The sequence below is a fragment of the Halomonas sp. NYA30 genome (genome assembly GCF_976980765.1).
Genome location: NZ_OZ334477.1, coordinates 559,536 through 576,670, shown reverse-complemented (window position 1 = coordinate 576,670; position 17,135 = coordinate 559,536). Strand labels below are relative to the sequence as shown.

Here is a 17,135-nt window from a genome sequence, read left to right as displayed (position 1 = left end):
ATGTAGCATGGGTTAGCGGGTAATGCCGCGGGTCGAACGCTCAATAGAGGCGGCAAAATGCTCGACTTCAGGCAGTTCAAAGCGGCTGCGCATTTCAACTAGCGCCTGCTCTGTCGTCAGCCCCTGACGATAGACCATTTTATACGCGGAGGTTAATGCACTAATCGCTTCGCGGCTAAAGCCACGCCGTTTCAAGCCCACCAGATTGAGACCACGTGCTTCTGCAGGATTGCCATTAATCATAATGTACGCGGGCGTGTCTTTGGTGATGATCGAACCGCCACCGGCCATGGCGTGATCGCCAAAGTGGCAGAACTGGTGCACTGCCGCCAAACCACCCAAAATGACATGATCGCCAACGGTGACATGACCCGCCAAGGTGACCTGGTTGGCCAAAATGCAGTCGTTACCGATCACGCAGTCATGCCCGACATGCACGTAGGCCATCAACAAATTGCGCGAACCAATAGTCGTTTCGCTGCGATCCTGAACGGTACCACGATGGATCGTGGCGCCTTCACGAATCACATTATCATCGCCCATGACTAACCGCGTCGGCTCGCCTGCGTATTTCTTGTCCTGGCAGTCTTCGCCTACCGAGGCAAACTGAAAAATACGCGTACGCTCGCCTAACGTGGTGGGGCCTTTCACCACCACATGCGGGCCAATCACCGAGCCAGCGCCGATAGTGACGTCTGGCCCGATGATGCTAAAAGGGCCTACCTCAACATCGTCAGCAAGACGCGCCGTCGGGTCGACAAGTGCAGTAGGATGTATCAAGCCACCTTCCTCTCGGCACAAATAATTTCTGCTTCGCAAGCCAATTCGCCATCCACCGTGGCTCGGCATGCGAACTTCCAAATACCCCGCTTGCCTTTGATAACGTCAGCTTCGAGCGTGAGCTTGTCACCCGGCATGACAGGACGCTTAAAGCGCACGTTATCACTGCCTACCAGATAATAAACGTAACCATCAGCAGGCAGTTTATTAACCGTTTTAAAACCGAGAATGCCACATACCTGAGCAAGGGCTTCGAGCACTAATACACCGGGCATAATCGGGTGATGGGGGAAATGGCCGTTGAAGAACGGTTCATTAATGCTGACGTTTTTGTACGCAACGATGGATTCGCCGGTGGTTAATTGCGTTACTCGATCCACCAACAAAAAGGGGTAACGGTGGGGCAAGTACTCGCGAATTTCATTAATATCCATAACCATCGTAGCGACCTCTAAAATGACAAAAAACCTGGAACTCATGAAGAGCTTCAGGCAAATATCAGCACGCCTGCTGATTAAAAGGCTGAGAATTATACCCCACTGCTACTTAGCCTCAAGCCAGCAGTGGTAAAACGCACAGCGACGACCCAAAGCGCTTACTCATTGCGCTGTTTTTTTTCCAGCCTCGCTAGACGTTTAGCGATGTCATCAAGCTGTTTAAATCGAACTGCGTTTTTACGCCATTGGGTGTTGGCCATGGCGCCGGTACCAGAGGAGTAGACCCCTGGTTCATGGATTGAGTTCGTGACTAAACTCATCCCCGTCACTTGAACACCATCGCAGATGGTCAGGTGCCCTGAGAGACCCACGCCACCCCCTAGCATACAGTGTTTACCTACCTTGGTAGAGCCCGCGATTCCCACACAGCCAGCTAAGGCACTATGATCACCAATGGTCACGTTATGAGCAATTTGCACCTGACTATCGATTTTGACGTCATTGCCAATCACCGTATCACCCAGCGCACCACGGTCGATGCTCGAACAACTGCCAACCTCAACGTCATTTCCCAGGACAACGCCACCCAACTGGGCAATCTTATGCCAGCCTGCGCCATCGTGGGCAAAACCAAACCCGTCGCCACCGATGACACAACCGCTTTGTAAGATGCCGCGTTTACCCACCACCACACCATGGCAAAGCGTGACATTGGCGTGCAAGCGCGTTTCTTCGCCGATAATGCTGTCAGCGCCTACCACGCTGCCAGCCCCGATCACCACGCGATCACCCAGTACCACACCTGCTTCAATCACAGCATGGGCTTGAATGGAGACATCGGCACCTAACTGAGCGTCTTCCGCCACTACTGCCGTGGGATGTACCCCCATAATGTCGCGAGCGGGTAAGGGATCAAACAACTGCGATAGTTTGGCGTAACCCAAATAAGGGTTATCAATCTCAAGACGCGGTACAGGGCAGTGTTTGCCATGCTCAGGGTGCAGAAGCACCGCCGCCGCTTTCGTCGTCGCCAAATCTTTCAAATAGGCGCGATTGGCTAGAAAGGCCACTTGGTCCGGCTGGGCCTCTTTTAGCGTCGCCAAGCCGCGTATCGGCTGCTGGGCATTACCGCTAACGGCGATGCCCAATTGGCGCGCAATGTCTGCGAGGGTAAGGTGATGAGAAGCGTGCGTCATGGGAGCCCAGAGAAGCGTTGGTGTGGCTAGGCCACATCAATTATCGTTTAAAATTAGTTCAAGGTATCAAAAATCTGGGTGACTTCGTTGGTCACGTTAGGTAGGTCAACCCCTGAGTGCAGTACGCCCTGAGGCTCGACCAGCACATCAATACCGTGGCGCTCGAGCACCTGCGCAACCGCCTGCTCCAGCTTCGGTTCAGCACCTTCTAAAAACTGCTGTTCAGAGCGTTGCTGGGCCTGCATGACTTCCTGGCGCAGCTGTTCAAAGCGGCTGCCCTTTTGCTGTAGCTCGCTAATCAGTGATTCACGCTGGGACTGCGCCATGGTTTCGCCTTCGTTCTGCAAACGCTCTTGCAGCTGCTGTAACTCATTACCCAGGTTCTGCGCTTCGCGCTGTTGATTGCCAATCTGCCCTTCCAGGCTGCTCATTGATGCCTGTGCAGATTGGGTATTCATCAGCGCTGCTCGCCAATCCAACACCGCGACTTCTGCAGCGTGAGCGGGCAAGATCATCGCGCCCAACAGGCATACCACCGCTGTTAGTCTACGCATCTTGTTATCTCCTTAGGTCACGCTAGCGCGTACCGCCATGGCACGCGGTCTAGCAATATTAGAACGACGGCTCTTTTGAACAATTGCCTCTTAGAACGTTTGCCCCAATGAGAACTGGAAGACCTGGGTATCGTCACCGCTCTCATCGTTCAATGGTTCGGCAACGCTGAAGGTCAGCGGCCCCACCGGCGTTAGCCAAGAAAGGCCGATACCGGCACTGTAGCGCAAATCGCCTAGATCAACGCCGGAGTTGCACTGCTGACGTCCTGCGTCTTCTGCAAGCACATCGTAGCAAGAGGTCAGGAAGGTATTACCGCCATCCAGGAATAGCGATGTTTGCAGCGCACGCTGATCTTCAACAAAGGGCAGCGGGAAAATGATCTCGGCGCTACCTTCTACTGAAACGTTACCGCCCAGGGTGCGGTCACGGCCGCCTTCTGTTGCTGGCGTAGTGCGCTGCCCAAGCGTATTCGAGGTGAAGCCACGTACCGAGCCTAGACCGCCGGCGTAGAAGTTTTCATAGAAGGGGTAAGGATCGTTGCCGCCCAGCGTATCGGCATAGCCGACGTTGCCGGTAAATTTGAACGCCCAGGACTCGTCATCGTTAATCGGGAAGAGCTGTTGAGCTCGCGCGCGCAGCTTGTAGTACTCCGAATCACTGCCCGGCACGCCGGTTTCCAGCGACAGGCGCTGATAGCTGCCATCGGTAGGCATAATACCGCGGTTAAGATTATTGCGTGTCCAGCTGGCGGTCAGCTTCAGGCTTTGCGCATCTTCGCCCTGATCTTCCACGTAGCGACGAATTTCTGAGGCCGTGTCGAAGTAGGTTTTCACCGTTAGGTCTTCAACGCTGGCCCCAAAGTTAAGCCGCGACAGCTCACTGACGGGATAACCAAAGTTGATCCCGGCACCGTAGGCATCGGTTGAGAACGTCGAGATATCCGAATCGGCGTAGTCGGTTTCGCGATAAAACAGATTGTAACCGCGTGAGATACCGTCCAGCGTCCAGTAGGGGTCGGTGAACCCGAAGTTAACGCTAGTAAACGTATCACTGCGCTGAGCACCTACATTGACGCGATTACCTGTACCGAGGAAGTTATTCTGCGATAGGCCTACGCCGTAGATAACACCAGCACTTTGCGAGAAACCAACGCTTGCAGAGACTGAGCCAGAAGGCTGCTCTTCCACGTTATAGGTGACGTCGAGCAAGTCCGGCTCACCAGGTACAGGCTGAGTATCCACCTCTACTTGGCTAAAGAAGCCCAGACGCTCAAGACGCTGACGCGACTGTGTAATGGCTTCGGTGGAAGCAGGCGCGCCTTCCAACTGTGTCATTTCACGGCGTAGCACTTCATCTTGAGTCGTGGTGTTACCAAAGAACTCAATACGGCGCACATAGGCACGCTCACCAGGATTGACGGCAATGACCAGATCAACCGTTTCGCCATCGTTTGCCATTTCAGGCACGCCCTGAATATCAGCAAAGGCGAAACCTTCAGCGCCTAAACGCTGGCGTAGCGCTTCAGTAGACGTATTGACATCGCCGCGGGAGAAAATCTCACCCTCTTCGACGGTCAGCAGTTGGCGGGCTTCATTTTCACTGATCTGTAGATCACCGGCGAAACGAATATTACCAACGCGGTACTGGGTACCTTCATCAACGTTCAGGGTGATAAAGATTTCGGATTTTTCCGGACCAATCGACACCTGGGTGGATGTCACATCAAAGTTGACGTAGCCACGATCCAGGTAGAACGAACGCAGCCGTTCAATATCACCGGATAGCGCTTCACGGGAGTATTCATCGCTAGAGAACCAGCCGAAAATACGCCCCGGTCGGTCCTCTAACTCAAACACTTCGCGCAGCGTCTCGTCGTCAAAGGCTTCGTTGCCAACAATATTGATTTGTCGAATTTTGGCGACTTCGCCTTCGTTGATATTGATATTGACCTGAACGCGGCCTTCATCAACTTCTTCAACTTCCGTATCAATACTGGCGCTATAACGACCTTGAGCCTGGTAGACACCTTCCAATTCGCGCTGAATCTCTTCCAGCGTGGAAAGCTCAAGTACTTGGCCTTCCGAAAGCCCCGATTGGCGCAACCCGTCGCGCAAGTCTTCTTCGGATATTTGATCGTTACCGCTGATGTCCAGCCGAGCAATGGTGGGTCGTTCGACCACCTGAATAACGAGCACATCCCCCTCACGGGCCAGTGAGACATCATCGAATAGCCCGGTGGCAAACAGGTCACGGGCAGCGGCAGCCAACTGCGCTTCGCTGACACGCTCATTGGCGCTCACCGGGAATGCATTGAAGACCGAGGCGGCGGATACCCGCTGCAGTCCTTCCACTCGAATGTCAGAAACATCAAAGGATTGTGCTTGGGCGCCGCTGGCGCCTGCCAGCAAGAGTGCCGCCATTCCAAGGGTCTTGATTTTCATGCAGTCAATTCGCTCGCGTTGGTCTGCCGTTCATTCCAGAAAGGCACCATATACATTTGTGCAGGCAGATGACAAGGCATCCTGCGCGCTACACGCGTCATTACCACAGGCGCATCAGATCAAAATAGAGGGCCATCAACATCAGGGTGCCGACCATGGCAAGCCCAATGCGCAATCCTACAGCTTGAGTTTTTTCAGATACTGGCCGTCCACGTACGACCTCCATAAAATAATAAAACAAGTGACCACCATCGAGCACCGGGATAGGCAGTAAGTTAAGCACCCCAAGGCTGATAGAAAGATACGCTAGAAAACCGATAAACGCTTCCATCCCAGCACGAGCCGAATCGCCAGAGATCTGAGCAATGGTGATGGGCCCCGAGAGATTGGAAGGTGAAATAAGCCCTACTAGCATTTTCCGTATGGCATCAACGGTTAATAGCGTCATTTCTCCGGTACGGGATAATGCATGCCCTACTGCTTCCACAGGACCATAGCGAATCTCACGTTGAAACGCAGCTGGCCACTCAACTTGCTCGGCACCAGCACCGATATAACCAATTTCCACCCCAGTGTCTAAGCTGTTACGCCCAGGCGTTAAATCTACGGTTGCTCGCTCGCCATCACGCTCATAGGTGAGCTCCAGCGTTTCATTAGGATTACCTCGCACAATATTAACGAAGTCCATCCAATCATCCACTGGCTCGCCGTTAATGGCGACCATTCTGTCGCCAGCCATTAGGCCCGCTTGTTCGGCGGCCTCCCCACTGACGACTTGGCCCAAAATAGCCGGAAATTCTGGCTGCCAAGGCGTAATGCCCAATGTTTGAAGCGGCTGGGGCGGATCTTGGCGCACCAAATAATCAGTAACCGGTAAGACATACCGCCTGGGATCATTCGCCCCTTCAGAACGCGCGTCAATTTCCAGCCCACCACTAAAACCAATAATGGAGACTAGTTTTAGATTTAATTCTTCCCAAGAACGTATCTCATCGCCCTGAATGGCAACAATTTCATCGCCATGAGTCAGCCCTGCTTCCGCCGCTGGTGAATTAGGCGCAACACTGCCCACCATCGGCGAAACCACCGTAGTCCCCGCGACAAACAGTGCCCAGTAGGCAACAATCGCCAACAGGAAGTTAGCGATTGGCCCCGCAGCCACAATAGCAATGCGCTGCCATACAGTCTTGCGATTAAATGCCTGATCGAGCTGATCTTCCGGTACCGGCGCCTCACGCTCATCAAGCATTTTGACATAGCCACCCAGCGGAATCGCGGCTATCGCATATTCCGTACCTTGACGGTCAACACGTGACCATAGCGGTTTGCCAAAGCCTACCGAAAAACGCAGCACTTTGACGCCACAGCGTCTCGCCACCCAAAAGTGACCAAACTCGTGAAAGGTTACCAACAGGCCCAGCACCACAATGACCGCTAAAATATTCTGTATCAGGCCCACACTGCACTCCTTAACGACCCGCGCTTAACGACCAGCCCAGCGAATGCTTAAGCGGACCACCTTGTTACCAGTTCCAACGCCTGCTGTCGCGCCCATTGATCGGTTGCTAAAACGCTTTCAAGGCTGTCGACCCGCCCTTCATAGGGGCGCGACAAGACCTCAGCCACCAGTTGTCCAATCGCCGTAAAACGGAGCTGACGCTGTAGAAAAGCATCAACCGCTATTTCATTAGCCGCATTCAGTACTACCGGCGCCATACCGCCCTGCTGCATTGCTTCACGGGCAAGCCCCAAACACGGGAAACGGACTTCATCGGGGGCTTCAAAATCTAGCCGCGCCACCTGAAAAAGATCCAGCGTTTCGACCCCAGCGTCAATCCGTTCAGGCCACGCTAACCCATAGGCAATGGGCGTGCGCATATCGGGATTACCTAGCTGCGCAATCACCGAGCCATCATGATACGCCGCCATGGAGTGAATCACGCTTTGTGGGTGCACTACCACCTGGATCTGCTCAGGCGTCGCATCAAATAGCCAGCAGGCTTCAATGAGTTCGAGCCCTTTGTTCATCAGCGTGGCGCTATCAACGGAGATTTTACGCCCCATTGACCAGTTTGGATGGGCGCAGGCTTGCTCGGGGGTGACGTTATTAATATCAGCTTGGCTCCAGGTACGAAACGGCCCACCGGAGGCCGTCAGCAGCAGTTGGCTAATGCCGTGGCGCGCCAAGCCGCCGCGATGTTCTGCTGGTAGACACTGGTAAATAGCATTATGTTCGGAATCAATCGGCAATAGCGTCGCACCTGAACGCGAAACAGCGTCCATAAACAGTGCGCCGCTCATCACCAGTGCCTCTTTATTGGCCAGCAACACGCGCTTTCCCGCTTCGGCGGCGGCCAGTGCAGGCAGCAAGCCTGCTGCACCCACGATAGCCGCCATCACGCAATCGACACTAGCGTCACGGGCAACCTCACACAGCGCCTCTGGCCCTGCGTTCACCTCGGTTGGCAGGCCTGCAAGTTTGAGCTCTTGGCGTAGCCAAGCAGCATCAGCTTCATCATCCAGCACAGCGACCGCAGGGCGGTGTATTAAGCACTGAGCTAATAGTGACTCTTTCGAGGTGTGTGCAGTAAGTGCGTGGATGCTGTAGCGATTGGGATGGCGACCGATTACATCCAGCGTGCTAGTACCGATGGATCCTGTCGATCCAAGCACCGTCACACGCTGCGTAGGTGGTTTAGTTTGCGGATGCTGCCGTTGGCTCATAGCGGCTGCCCCTGAACCAGCATCGGCATAAGCACTTCAAGATAAAACAGCGCAAATAGCGGAATCGCCGCCGTCAGGCTATCGATGCGATCCAGCACCCCGCCGTGGCCTGGCAGCAGTTGACTAGAATCTTTGATATTACGGTGGCGCTTGAGCATGCTCTCCAGCAGATCCCCAAGCACAGAGGTCAATGTAACGACTGCTGTCACTAGGATAAGCGTGAGGCTACTGGCCATACCCAGTGATAGCCACACGGCAAACACAACGGCCAGAATAGCCGTTGCTGCTAAGCCGCCGTACACGCCCTCCCAGGATTTACCAGGACTGACGCGAGGTGCCAGTTTGCGCTTACCCCAGTTGCGTCCCACAAAATAGGCGCCGATATCAGCACACCACACCAGCAACAGCACAAACAACAGCCACGCCATACCGCTCTCACGCAGCACGTTAAAACCGACCCAGCAAGGCAATAGCACCCAAAGGCCCATTGCCAGTCGTCGCGAGGTAGCTTGCCACTGCCGGCCAGCGGCAGGGTAGCGAGTTACCCAGTAAAGATTGATTAACCAACCTGCAGCGGCCAGCCAAAGCGGCCATGCCGATGTTGCGGCATCTATTAGCCACATCATCAGCATTAACGCCGCCATACCGGCCACTAGTTGAGCACGCTGCGCTGTGCGGGTGAGGCCAGCTAAATTGGCCCACTCCCAGGTGCCAAGTAGCACAATCAGCGCCGTAAACAGCGCAAAGGCGCCACCGTCCAATCCAAACAGGCCAGCCAACACCAGCGGTGCTAGCCAGGCTGCGGTGATAATCCGCTGTTTAAGCACCTTGCGCCTCTATTTGTTCGTCCGTCATACCAAAGCGACGACGGCGCTGACAGAAGTCGTTTAATGCCGCATCAAACGCCTCAGCACCGAAATCGGGCCATAACAGCGGTGAAAAATGCAGCTCGGCATAGGCCATTTGCCAAAGCATAAAATTAGATAGCCGCTGCTCGCCGCTGGTACGAATACACAGATCCACCGGCGGCACATCATCACCCCCTATCGCTTTATCGAAGCGGGTTTCATCAATGGCGGCGGGGTCCAACTCCCCTGCGGCCACCTGTTCGGCTAAGCTGCGCGCCGCCCGGGCGATATCCCACTGACCACCATAGTTAGCCGCAATCACCAAATGCATGCCCGTGTTATGCGCAGTTAACACTTCAGCACGCTGAATATGCTTTTGTATCGCATGGGAGAAACCACGCTGTTCACCAATAATCGAGAGGCGAACATTGCGCTCGTTGAGCTTTTTGACTTCACGCTTGAGCGCCATCAAAAACAGCTCCATCAAGGCATTAACTTCTGCGGCGGGGCGCTTCCAGTTTTCGCTGGAGAAGGCAAACAGACTCAGCGTTTTCACCTCGCGCTCGGCGGCCCGCTGTATCACTGCACGCACCGTTTCTACCCCCGCGCGGTGCCCACGTACGCCTGAAAGCCCACGCGCGCGCGCCCAGCGATTATTGCCATCCATAATGATAGCAACGTGTGCCGGCGGCGCCTCCCCGGCCTGAGAAAGTGCACCGGTCTCGTCCTGCTGTTCTTCAGGAAACTGCGGTGACGTCATGGTTTCTCGCACCAAAGATCAGTCATAAAAAAACCAGCCAGAGTGTGGCAAAACGGGCAGCATAAGCTGCCCGTGGCTGCATAAAACACAGGTTTATACCTGCATCAAATCCTGCTCTTTTGCAGTCAGCGCTTTATCGATCTCAGCGATATATTTGTCGGTCAGCTTTTGGATGGCGTCTTCGCCTTCACGCTGATCATCTTCGGTAATGTCTTTATCTTTCAATAACGACTTAAAATCACCGTTGGCATCACGACGTACATTGCGCACCGCAACGCGAGCATTTTCGGCTTCGCTACGTGCTTGCTTAATGTAACCTTTGCGGGTTTCTTCGGTTAGCATCGGCATCGGCACCCGAATCACCGTACCGGCGCTGGCCGGGTTCAAGCCAAGATCAGAGGTCATGATGGCCTTTTCAATTTTCGGCACCATGCCCTGCTCCCACGGCACAATACTCAGCGTGCGAGCATCTTCAACGTTAACCGACGCCACTTGGCTAAGCGGCACCTGGCTGCCGTAATACTCCACCGTAACGGCGTCTAAAATACTCGGGTGAGCACGGCCGGTACGAATCTTGTTGAAGTTACTATTCAGCGCCTCAACGCTTTTTTTCATGCGCGATTCGGCATCTTTCTTAATATCGTTAATCACGTCATTAACCTCTGTATATCAGCGTGCCTTCCTTGCCCCCTACAACCATATTCAGTAGAGCACCAGGCTTATTCATATCAAATACCCGCACCGGCATATTATGGTCACGTACCAGGCAGATTGCGGTCAAATCCATCACGCCCAACTTTTGATCCAAGGCGTCATCGTAAGAGAGCTGGTCATACTTCACAGCATCTGGGTGTTTTACCGGGTCTTTATTGTAGACGCCATCCACTTTGGTCGCTTTAATGACCACATCTGCGTCCACTTCAATGCCGCGTAAGCAAGCAGCCGAATCGGTGGTGAAGAAGGGATTACCCGTCCCTGCAGAGAACAGCACTACGTCCCCGGAGGTTAAATAACGAATAGCGGTTCGGCGGTCATAATGCTCTACCACACCGCTCATCGGGATAGCAGACATCACCCGCGAACGGATATTAGAGCGCTCTAAGGCGTCGCGCATAGCCAACGCGTTCATCACGGTGGCTAACATGCCCATGTGGTCACCCGTGACGCGATCCATACCGGCTTCATTGAGCGCCGCGCCGCGGAACAAGTTACCACCGCCAATCACGATACCGACTTGCACCCCAATGCCGACTAGCTGACCTATTTCCAGCGCCATGCGGTCAAGCACCTTGGGGTCAATCCCAAAATCGTGTTCACCCATCAACGCTTCGCCAGAAAGCTTGAGCAAAATACGTTTGTATTTTGACTTCGAACTCTCAGCAGTGCCTTTGCTGGGTGCTACGTGGGGGGTAGGCTCTTGAACATCACGTGACATGGCATCTCTCCTGAGGCAGACCTGAACACAGGCAGGCGGTGCAGCCCCTATGTATAAAACTGATAACGTATAAAACCGATAAAAAAGAGCCGGTCATACTAGCATCAATTATACAGAGGCCGGATACGCGAAGGCGTGCGCTCGCGCGCACGCCATCTTCTTTCTGAAACCTCTGACCTCAGCGACGGCCAGCCTGTTCCATAACTTCTTTAGCAAAGTCGACTTCTTCTTTCTCGATGCCTTCGCCAACTTCAAAGCGCGTAAAGCCAACCACTTCGCCGCCTGCCGCTTTGACGAACTCAGCAACGGTTTGGTTCGGGTCTTTAACAAACGGCTGTTCGGTTAGGCTGTTTTCCGCCAGGTACTTTTTCAAGCGACCCTGGACCATTTTCTCAGCGATCTGCTCCGGTTTACCGGCCATATCCGGCTGCGCCAGAATAATCGCTTTTTCCTGATCCAGCTGCTCTTGGGGCATGTCGGCAGGATGGGCAACCGCAGGATTGATCGCAGCTACGTGCATCGCAACGTCTTTAGCGACTTGCGAAGTGCCACCAGTCAGCACGGTTAGAACGCCAATGCGGCCACCGTGGACGTATTCACCCACTAAGCCACCGTCAGCAGCGTTAACAACGACGGCACGACGCACGCCAATGTTTTCACCGATTTTCTGAACCAACTGCTCGCGTGCTGTTTCAAGCTCGCCCGCCATGACGGCTGCAACATCTTCGCTTTTCGCAGTAAAGAAAGCACCGGCGATCTTGTCGGCAAACGCGATGAAATTGTCATCACGAGCAACAAAGTCAGTCTCGGAGTTGATTTCGACCATTACGCCGTAGCTACCATCTTCCGCTACACGCGTTACCACAACACCTTCGGCGGCGATGCGGTCGGCTTTCTTAGCCGCTTTTAGGCCTGAGCTTTTGCGCAGGTTTTCAATCGCAACTTCGATATCACCGTCGGTTTCGGTGAGTGCTTTTTTACACTCCATCATGCCGAGACCGGTACGTTCGCGAAGTTCCTTGACCTGAGAGGCGCTGATAGCTGCCATGAGAATTCACCTCTGAAATGGTTCTATGAGAGTTAAACGCAACACAGAGTATAGGCATGATAAATGACCATCATATATCACACTGCCCTATGTCTCTCTGAATTGCGGGGCCGGTAATGAGTGCCGGCAAATTCGTCCGCTCAGACAGTTCATCTGTCGCGGGAAAAAGGGGGCATAGCCCCCTTTTATCTTGATGCGGCACACCTGCTTACCGCACCCACTGCTGCGATTACTCGGCGGCAGTCTTGTCTTCAGCTGCAGCGGCCTCTTCGGTCACTTCAACAAACTCTTGCGCGTTGCCTTCTTTGGCACGACCACACGCATCCGCAATCGCTTTAACGTAAATCTGGATAGCGCGAATGGAGTCATCGTTGCCTGGGATTACGTAATCAACGCCATCGGGGTTGGAGTTAGTGTCCACCACGCCGATAACCGGGATACCCAGCTTGTTGGCTTCGTTGATCGCGATGCGCTCGTGGTCAACGTCGATCACGAACAGTGCGTCCGGCAGGCCGCCCATGTTCTTGATACCGCCGATAGAACGCTCAAGCTTTTCTTGCTCGCGAGTTGCTACCAGGACTTCTTTCTTGGTCAGCTTCTCGAACGTGCCGTCTTCGCGCATGGTTTCAAGATCGCGCAGACGCTTAATGGACTGACGGATGGTCTTGAAGTTAGTCAACATGCCGCCCAACCAGCGATGGTTGACGAAGTGCTGACCGGCACGGTTCGCTTCTTCTTTAATTACCTTGCTAGCGCTGCGCTTGGTGCCAACAAACAAAATTTTGTTGTTGGATGCCGCCATCTTCTCGACCACATCGATCGCTTCATTCAGCGCAGGAAGAGTGTGCTCAAGGTTGATGATGTGAATCTTGTTGCGCGCGCCGAAGATAAACTTGCTCATCTTCGGGTTCCAGTACTTGGTCTGGTGACCAAAGTGAGCGCCTGCTTTCAGCAGGTCACGCATATTAACGTGAGACATGGTAAAACTCCTCAAACTCGGGTTAGGCCTCCACGCACCCCATGGATCCGACCGTTGACCGCGTTAAACGCTGCCAGCGGCACCCGGGACCATGTGCCGGTGCATGTGTGTTTTTAAGGCTTGATGTTTTTAGTGATCAAACAAGCAGTTGCTCTTTAATGAGCATGCTGCGGATTCATCGCCCTACCCTACTGCCGCCTTTCCCAGCTAAGAAGCTTGGAATCACGATTGCAGGAAAGCGCGCGGCTTTATACCATAGATCATTGCCAAGATGAAGTCGCACCCCGTTTGACGGTCTTAAATTGCGCCATTCAATTTTTCCATTCTGAATCCATATCGAGTATTCATGAACGTTCCTATCAAGACGCCTTCTGAAATCGAACACATGCGCGAAGCCGGGCGCCAAGCGGCTAGCGTTATCGAAATGATCACCCCTCATGTCCAGGCAGGGGTCAGCACGGGGGAAATCGACCGTCTTTGTCACGACTATATCGTTAACGAACTGGGGTCGGCCCCGGCACCGCTGAACTACCACGGTTTTCCCAAGGCAACCTGCACCTCTATTAACCATGTGGTGTGCCATGGCATTCCCGATGACGCCAAGAAGCTCAAGAACGGCGACATCATGAACCTGGACATCACCGTCAAGACCAAGGATGGCTACCACGGCGACTCCAGCGTGATGTTCGTGGTGGGCGAGACTATCCAGGGCGAACGGCTGTGCCGCATCACCCAGGAGTGCCTGTATAAGAGCATTGAACTGGTGAAGCCTGGCGTACGTCTTTCCGAACTGGCTCGAGTGATTCAAAAGCATGCCGAAGAGCACGGCTACTCGGTGGTGCGCGACTTCTGCGGACACGGTATCGGCGCTGATTTCCATGAGGAGCCGCAGTTTTTGCACTACGACGGCTACGCGCCGGACGCCGATATCAAGCTTGCTGCCGGCATGTGCTTCACCATCGAACCGATGATTAATGTCGGTGACTATAAAACCAAGGTACTGCGCGATGGCTGGACCGCCGTCACTAAGGATCGCAGCCTCTCCGCCCAGTGGGAACACACGCTGCTGGTCACTGAATCTGGTGTTGAAGTGCTGACCGCGCGTCGCGACGAAGACTTCAGTTTCTTGAACAACTAATGCTTCTTCACCACTACCGGTTTGAACCGGACACCTCGCTTTTCGATTTAGACCTGTTTCGCACCGAGCTTGCAGGTTCTCGCTCCCCGGTCGCCCCGTTCAAGGCCGCGCTGCGTGAACTACAAGCACGCTTCGATGACCAGTTTCGCGCCGGAGCGGATATTCGCGATCTCGTTCGTGGTCGCGCCTGGTACCTAGATCAGCTATTGGCCATTGCCTGGTCGCAACACGAGTGGCCCGATGACGGCATCGCGTTGGTCGCAGTCGGCGGTTATGGCCGGGGCGAGCTGCACCCACACTCCGACATTGACCTGCTGCTGTTGCTGGAGCAGGACGACGACACCGCCTACCGCGAACCGCTCACTGCCTTTATCACGTTTTTGTGGGATATTGGCCTGGAGATAGGTCACAGCGTACGCTCGCTCAACGACTGCGAACGGGAAGCCGAAGCGGACGTGACCGTGATTACCAACCTGCTCGAATCACGTTTGATCGCGGGGCCGGAGGCATTGCGTGAAGCCATGCGCGAGCGCCTCAGCGCCGAGCACATTTGGCCCGCCGACCGCTTCTTTGAGGCCAAGTGGCAGGAGCAGATTGCTCGTCACTACCGCTACAACAACTCCGAATATCACCTGGAGCCAAACCTCAAAAGCTCCCCCGGTGGATTGCGCGATATTCAGATGATCGGCTGGGTAGCCAAACGCCACTTTGGCACCGAACAGTACACCGACATCGTCGCTAACGGCTTTATGAACGACGCCGAACTGCGCATTTTGAGCCAGGGGCAGGCATTTTTATGGCAAGTGCGCTACGCCCTGCATATGCTCACCGACCGCGCCGAAGACCGCCTGCTGTTTGATCACCAGCGCACCATTGCCGAGATGTTTGGTTTCCGCGATACGCCTGAACGCCTCGCGGTTGAGCAGTTTATGAAGCGCTACTACCGCCATGTCACCGCGCTAGCGGGCCTTAACGATATGCTGCTGCAGCATTTTGACGAAGTCATCCTGCGCGGCAAAGAGGCACTGACCACCGTTAAATTGAACGAGCGCTTTGAAACTAAGGGCGGTTATATTCAAGTACGCTCGCGTAACCTGTTCCGCGAGCGACCGGCAGCGATGCTGGAGCTGTTTCTGTTGATGGCCAAGCACCCCGAAATTGAAGGGGTTCGCGCCGATACCATCCGACTGATTCGTGATCATCGCCACCAGATTGACGACCACTACCGGGAAGACCCGCGCCACCAGCGGCTGTTTATGGCCATTATGCGCGCCCCTGGCAACGTACCGCGCCAGCTTCGCCGCATGAACCGCTACGGCATTTTGGGCAAGTACCTGCCCGAATTTGGCCGCGCCGTGGGGTTGATGCAGCACGACCTGTTTCATATCTATACCGTCGATGCCCACACTTTGCGGCTGCTCAAGTTTCTGCACGGCTTCCGTAAGCCGGAAGCGAAAGGCGACTTCCCCGTGGCGGCAGCGCTGATGCAGCAGCTTCCCAAGCTGGATCTACTGTGGATTGCCGGGCTATTTCACGATATCGGCAAGGGCCGTGGCGGCGACCACTCGGAAATTGGTGCCCGGGACGTTGAACAGTTCTGCCAGCGGCATCACGTCTCGCCTCACGATACGAACTTGGTCAGCTGGCTGGTGGAGCACCACCTGCTGATGTCGATGACCGCGCAAAAGCGCGATATTAGCGACCCCGATGTGATTCGCGATTTTGCCCTGGTGGTGCGTAATGAAACCCGCCTGGATTACCTGTATGTGCTCACCGTTGCCGATATCAACGCGACCAATCCAACGCTGTGGAACGGCTGGCGGGCGACACTGCTACGCCAGCTGCATGCTGAGACCAAGCGTGCTCTGCGCCGCGGCCTAAACAACCCACCTGACAGAGATGACTGGGTACGCGAAACGCGCACCGAGGCGCGCTCGCTACTGCAAACTATTGGCGTTAACCGGGCACAAATCGACCAGCTTTGGGAATCCCTCGGGGAGGACTACTTTCTCCAGTATGCGCCTAGCGAAATTGTCTGGCAGACCCAAGGCATCCTGAACCACAACCAGTCGCCGCTGCCGCTGGTGTTGATCAGCGCGCCCACCGCCGACATGGCCGAAGGCGGCACCAAGGTGTTTATCCATACCCGTTCGGTGGATGATCTGTTCGCCGCCACTGCCGCCGCCATGGAGCAGCTGGGGCTATCGATCCACGACGCACGCATCGCCACTTCCCACAACGACTGGACGCTGAACACTTTTATTGTGCTCGATAGTCACGGCCAACCGATTCGCGACCCTGCGCACATCGAAGAAATGCGCCAACACTTAGTTGAAGAGCTTGATGACCCCGATGACTATCCAGATATCGTCACGCGCCACACGCCGCGCCAGCTCAAGCATTTCAAGGTACCCACGGAAGTGTTGATTGAGCAGGACCCGGCCAATGAGCGCACCATGCTGGAACTAACGGCCCCCGACCGCCCCGGCCTGCTGGCTCGCGTGGGTCGAATCTTTATGGAGCAGGATATTTCCCTTTCAGCGGCAAAAATTGCCACTCTCGGCGAGCGGGTGGAAGACGTCTTCTTCATTACCACCAAGGCTGGCGAACCGCTGACCGACCCTGAACGACAACAGCAGCTACGCGAGCGGCTGATTGAAGTGTTAGGGGTTTGACAAATTACACTCTAACTTTCTCAACTATTGCTGGCATAAGGCAGAAGCGCTATTTTTAATGGCAAATAACTGTCTAAAAATACAGCATTCAGTAAAAAATGAAGCTCTCAGGCGTAACC

15 protein-coding genes are annotated in these 17,135 nt (G+C 54.5%); 2 read left to right on the top strand and 13 right to left on the bottom strand.

The genetic code is table 11. The features are described 5' to 3' along the window. Nucleotides 1-12: 12 nt before the first annotated feature. The 13 genes from lpxA to rpsB all read right to left on the bottom strand — a co-directional run bounded on the left by lpxA (nt 13) and on the right by rpsB (nt 13,203). Nucleotides 13-780, bottom strand: a complete 768-nt coding sequence (gene lpxA, locus ACWI0H_RS02675; protein ID WP_336273565.1) for an acyl-ACP--UDP-N-acetylglucosamine O-acyltransferase — start codon at nt 778-780, stop codon at nt 13-15. Then, the gene (gene fabZ / locus ACWI0H_RS02670) at nt 777-1,220 is read right to left on the bottom strand and encodes a 3-hydroxyacyl-ACP dehydratase FabZ (protein WP_008959868.1); all 444 of its coding nucleotides are present in this window, start codon (nt 1,218-1,220) and stop codon (nt 777-779) included. Before fabZ ends, lpxA begins: the two co-directional genes overlap by 4 nt. A 155-nt stretch (nt 1,221-1,375) precedes the next feature. Continuing rightward, entirely contained in the window at nt 1,376-2,413 is a 1,038-nt protein-coding gene (lpxD, locus tag ACWI0H_RS02665; RefSeq protein WP_336273566.1) for a UDP-3-O-(3-hydroxymyristoyl)glucosamine N-acyltransferase, read from the bottom strand. 53 nt (nt 2,414-2,466) lie between these two features. Then, nucleotides 2,467-2,967, bottom strand: coding sequence for an OmpH/Skp family outer membrane protein (locus ACWI0H_RS02660; RefSeq protein ID WP_336273567.1), 501 nt, complete (start codon nt 2,965-2,967; stop codon nt 2,467-2,469). Nucleotides 2,968-3,057: 90 nt separating this feature from the next. Beyond that, a complete protein-coding gene (gene bamA, locus ACWI0H_RS02655) occupies nt 3,058-5,409 on the bottom strand; it encodes an outer membrane protein assembly factor BamA (protein WP_485874727.1) in 2,352 nt (783 codons plus the stop codon). 100 nt (nt 5,410-5,509) lie between these two features. Continuing rightward, nucleotides 5,510-6,868, bottom strand: coding sequence for an RIP metalloprotease RseP (gene rseP, locus ACWI0H_RS02650; RefSeq protein WP_485874726.1), 1,359 nt, complete (start codon nt 6,866-6,868; stop codon nt 5,510-5,512). 47 nt (nt 6,869-6,915) lie between these two features. Then, nucleotides 6,916-8,133 carry a 1-deoxy-D-xylulose-5-phosphate reductoisomerase gene (ispC, locus tag ACWI0H_RS02645; RefSeq protein ID WP_485874725.1) on the bottom strand — a complete coding sequence of 406 codons (1,218 nt, stop codon included), beginning with the start codon at nt 8,131-8,133 and terminating at the stop codon, nt 6,916-6,918. Continuing rightward, nucleotides 8,130-8,960 (bottom strand): phosphatidate cytidylyltransferase, encoded by an 831-nt coding sequence (locus tag ACWI0H_RS02640; protein ID WP_101147410.1) that lies wholly within the window; start codon nt 8,958-8,960, stop codon nt 8,130-8,132. Before ACWI0H_RS02640 ends, ispC begins: the two co-directional genes overlap by 4 nt. After that, nucleotides 8,953-9,741, bottom strand: coding sequence for a polyprenyl diphosphate synthase (gene uppS / locus ACWI0H_RS02635; protein WP_485874724.1), 789 nt, complete (start codon nt 9,739-9,741; stop codon nt 8,953-8,955). Before uppS ends, ACWI0H_RS02640 begins: the two co-directional genes overlap by 8 nt. A gap of 93 nt (nt 9,742-9,834) precedes the next feature. After that, nucleotides 9,835-10,392: a ribosome recycling factor gene (gene frr / locus ACWI0H_RS02630; protein ID WP_008959876.1), complete on the bottom strand. Its 558-nt coding sequence runs from the start codon at nt 10,390-10,392 to the stop codon at nt 9,835-9,837. A gap of 4 nt (nt 10,393-10,396) precedes the next feature. Then, nucleotides 10,397-11,176 (bottom strand): UMP kinase, encoded by a 780-nt coding sequence (gene pyrH, locus ACWI0H_RS02625; protein WP_176302523.1) that lies wholly within the window; start codon nt 11,174-11,176, stop codon nt 10,397-10,399. 178 nt (nt 11,177-11,354) lie between these two features. Next, the gene (gene tsf / locus ACWI0H_RS02620; protein ID WP_101147413.1) at nt 11,355-12,224 is read right to left on the bottom strand and encodes a translation elongation factor Ts; all 870 of its coding nucleotides are present in this window, start codon (nt 12,222-12,224) and stop codon (nt 11,355-11,357) included. Nucleotides 12,225-12,453: 229 nt separating this feature from the next. Beyond that, complete coding sequence (gene rpsB / locus ACWI0H_RS02615) at nt 12,454-13,203, bottom strand: 30S ribosomal protein S2 (RefSeq protein ID WP_179915350.1); 750 nt, start codon at nt 13,201-13,203, stop codon at nt 12,454-12,456. A gap of 346 nt (nt 13,204-13,549) precedes the next feature. Between rpsB and map the strand changes: the two genes are divergently transcribed. Beyond that, nucleotides 13,550-14,341 (top strand): type I methionyl aminopeptidase, encoded by a 792-nt coding sequence (gene map / locus ACWI0H_RS02610; protein ID WP_339934251.1) that lies wholly within the window; start codon nt 13,550-13,552, stop codon nt 14,339-14,341. After that, nucleotides 14,341-17,016, top strand: a complete 2,676-nt coding sequence (locus ACWI0H_RS02605) for a [protein-PII] uridylyltransferase (RefSeq protein ID WP_336268874.1) — start codon at nt 14,341-14,343, stop codon at nt 17,014-17,016. The genes map and ACWI0H_RS02605 overlap by 1 nt, the downstream gene beginning before the upstream one ends. Nucleotides 17,017-17,135: the final 119 nt, after the last annotated feature.

Bases quoted from the DNA above. Each gene is read 5' to 3' on its own strand.
- fabZ (WP_008959868.1), bottom strand. From the start codon at position 1,220: ATGGTTATGGATATTAATGAAATTCGCGAGTACTTGCCCCACCGTTAC.
- lpxD (WP_336273566.1), bottom strand. From the start codon at position 2,413: ATGACGCACGCTTCTCATCACCTTACCCTCGCAGACATTGCGCGCCAA.
- ACWI0H_RS02660 (WP_336273567.1), bottom strand. From the start codon at position 2,967: ATGCGTAGACTAACAGCGGTGGTATGCCTGTTGGGCGCGATGATCTTG.
- bamA (WP_485874727.1), bottom strand. From the start codon at position 5,409: ATGAAAATCAAGACCCTTGGAATGGCGGCACTCTTGCTGGCAGGCGCC.
- ispC (WP_485874725.1), bottom strand. From the start codon at position 8,133: ATGAGCCAACGGCAGCATCCGCAAACTAAACCACCTACGCAGCGTGTG.
- uppS (WP_485874724.1), bottom strand. From the start codon at position 9,741: ATGACGTCACCGCAGTTTCCTGAAGAACAGCAGGACGAGACCGGTGCA.
- pyrH (WP_176302523.1), bottom strand. From the start codon at position 11,176: ATGTCACGTGATGTTCAAGAGCCTACCCCCCACGTAGCACCCAGCAAA.
- tsf (WP_101147413.1), bottom strand. From the start codon at position 12,224: ATGGCAGCTATCAGCGCCTCTCAGGTCAAGGAACTTCGCGAACGTACC.
- rpsB (WP_179915350.1), bottom strand. From the start codon at position 13,203: ATGTCTCACGTTAATATGCGTGACCTGCTGAAAGCAGGCGCTCACTTT.
- map (WP_339934251.1), top strand. From the start codon at position 13,550: ATGAACGTTCCTATCAAGACGCCTTCTGAAATCGAACACATGCGCGAA.
- ACWI0H_RS02605 (WP_336268874.1), top strand. From the start codon at position 14,341: ATGCTTCTTCACCACTACCGGTTTGAACCGGACACCTCGCTTTTCGAT.